The organism is Clostridium sp. AM34-11AC, from assembly GCF_003435375.1.
Taxonomy (GTDB): domain Bacteria; phylum Bacillota; class Clostridia; order Lachnospirales; family Lachnospiraceae; genus Pilosibacter; species Pilosibacter fragilis.
On the sequence record NZ_QWGL01000082.1, the window covers coordinates 1 to 2,754 of the forward strand.

General features: G+C 48.8%; 2 protein-coding genes and 1 pseudogene. All 3 read left to right on the plus strand.

What is annotated here, in order from left to right; translation table 11 throughout:
- Nucleotides 1-90: 90 nt before the first annotated feature.
- The 3 genes and pseudogenes from DW826_RS17740 (at nt 91) to DW826_RS18410 (ending at nt 2,600) form a co-directional block, all read left to right on the plus strand.
- A pseudogene (locus DW826_RS17740) lies at nt 91-1,977 on the plus strand (recombinase family protein).
- A complete protein-coding gene (locus tag DW826_RS17745; RefSeq protein ID WP_117553333.1) occupies nt 1,974-2,318 on the plus strand; it encodes a TnpV protein in 345 nt (114 codons plus the stop codon). Before DW826_RS17740 ends, DW826_RS17745 begins: the two are co-directional and overlap by 4 nt.
- Before the next feature lie 138 nt (nt 2,319-2,456).
- Complete coding sequence (locus DW826_RS18410; protein ID WP_164979630.1) at nt 2,457-2,600, plus strand: hypothetical protein; 144 nt, start codon at nt 2,457-2,459, stop codon at nt 2,598-2,600.
- The last annotated feature ends 154 nt before the right edge of the window (nt 2,601-2,754 follow it).

The following is a 2,754-nucleotide window of genomic DNA, read 5'->3' on the forward strand; positions in this document are numbered from 1 at the left end:
GGTGTTGTATGCTCTAAAAGACTTCTTAATCAAGCGGTTGGGAAGTCTCTTAGAACACACAACCTAAAACCGAAGAAAGGAGCGCAAGTTATGAGAAAAAACGAGAAAATCACAGCTCTTTACGAGCGATTGAGCCGTGATGACTTTGGCAAAGATGATGACCAGCAGCGTGAGAGCAATTCCATTTCCAATCAAAAGGCTATGTTGGAGGAGTTCGCCGCACGGCAGGGGTTTACGAACATTGTCCATTTCACGGACGATGGCATTAGTGGTACTTGCTTTGACCGTCCCGGATTTCTGGCAATGATGAAAGAAGTGGAAGCCGGGAATGTGGAGTACCTGTGTATCAAGGACATGAGCCGCATGGGTCGTGACTATCTGAAAGTCGGTCAGATTATGGAAATCCTGCGTCAGCGTGGCGTGCGCCTTATCGCCATCAATGACGGCGTGGACAGCGCCAGAGGGGACGATGATTTTACCCCTTTCCGCAACATTATGAACGAATACTACGCCAGAGACACCAGCCGTAAAATCCGTTCCACTTTTCAATCCAAAGGCAAGTCCGGCAAGCACCTCACAGGCACGGTTATTTACGGCTATCTCTGGAACGAAGCCAGAGACCAATGGTTGGTTGACCCCGAAGCCGCCGAAGTGGTAAAGCGTATCTTTTCCATGACGATTGACGGCTACGGTCCGTATCAGATCGCCAGCAAGCTGAAAGAAGAAAAAATCCTCATTCCGTCCGCTTACCTTGCCCGGCACGGCGAGGGTGTGAATAAAAACAAGACTTTCAAAGATGTGTACGGCTGGGGTTCTTCCACCATCTGCAACATTCTTGAAAAGCGTGAATATCTGGGACACACCATCAACTTCAAGACCCGAAAGCACTTCAAGGACAAGAAAAGCCATTATGTCCCGGAGGACGAATGGACGATTTTCGAGAATACCCATGAAGCTATCATTGACCAGCAGACCTTTGACCTTGTGCAGAAAATCCGTGGGAATGTCAGACGCTACCCGGACGGCTGGGGCGAAGCAGCTCCCCTCACAGGCTTGCTTTATTGTGCCGATTGCGGCGGCAAGATGTATGTCCACCGCACCAACAACGGCAAGCGCATTTCTCAATACACCTGCTCACAGTACACCAAAGTTCCTTGCGGAACGCTCTGCAAGACCCAGCACCGTATCAATGAAGATGTGGTACTGTCCCTTGTCTCGGAAATGCTCAAAGCCATTGCCGAGTATGCGAAGCATGACCGAGCCGAGTTTGTCCGTGTGGTGCAGGAAGCGCAGTCCAGCCAGCAGACCACAGAGGTCAGGAAACAGCGGACACGCCTTGCCACAGCAAAGCAGAGAGTTTCCGAGCTGGAAGTCCTGCTCTGCAAAATCTATGAGGACAACATTTTAGGAAAGCTGTCCGACAGCAGATACGCCACTCTGGACGCTCAATACGCAAAGGAGCAAGCCGAGCTTACCGCTGAAATCTCTGCTCTGGAAAAGGCTGTCAAGAGCTATGAAACGCACGAAAAGGACGCTGACCGTTTTATCGCTCTGATTGATAAATATGAGAACTTCGACAAGCTGACCATTGCCATGCTCAACGAGTTTATCGAGAAAATCCTTGTGCATGAGCGTGACAGCAAAGGCAGTATACAGACCACATAGGAGGTCGAGATTTACTTCAATTTTGTTGGGCGATTCGTTCCCCCGGCGTTTGGAGAAGTGGAGCTGACCCCGGAAGAATTAGAGGAAATCCGCAAGCGTGAGGAACGCAAGGACAGGCTTCATCAGAACTACTTGAAGCGGAAAGCCAGCGGAGCGCAGAAGCGATACGAGGACAAAATCAAGGGGAGAAAAAAGGCAGAAATCGAAGCCAAGAAAGCCGCCATTCGTGCGGAGGACATTGCAAAGGGAGTGTTCGTCCCTGTCAGCAGTTTACCGCAGAGAGAGCCGATGAAAGGAGTGCAATCAGCATGAATATCACTTACACACAGAACGGAGATTATCTTATCCCGAACATCGTTATCCGCAAGACAAAGCCCCTCGGACACCACGGCAGACTTCGCAAAGCATATTTGGAAATGCGCCGCCCGATACTGTTCAATGAGCTGGTGCTATCCGACAAGCTCTTTGAGCATTGCGCCGAGATTGACGAAGCGGCACGAAACCGCATGGAGCTGATCGTGCGGTCACTGGCAAAGCAGTACGGCGTGACCGAACAGCTGAAAGCCGAAAACCAAATGGAATGGGTGCGGCAGATGAACGCTTGCAAGGCACAGGCAGATGAGATTGTGAAAGCGGAATTGATTTATGATTGAGTGAGAAAGTCCGGGCAGAAAACCGTCCGGACTTTTCTCATACAGTCCAAAGTTGCGGTAGAATTGTTCACAAGTTTTATGGTATAATTTGAATACGAAATTGAGAAACAAATCGGCATTTGTAAAGGAGGATTTACAATGAAGAAAATTGGATTAGGTATTGCAATACTACTCTTTGCCATTATAATTTCTCTTTGCTCATCAGGAATGGGGCTGCTCGTTATCGGAATTGGGATTGTAGGATTGATTTTTTCAATCATAGGATTTATGGAACGCAAGTAAAATAACTTCAAGTTTGTCGAGAAGTTAAGCCGGAGCAAATCCCTTTAGGAACTAAAGGGCGCACTTCTATACTCTCTGTCGAGAGTAGTGCGTCCTGCGGAGCTTCATTCTCCGTCAGCAGAAGAAAACTGCATGACCGAGAATGTTGCGTCAC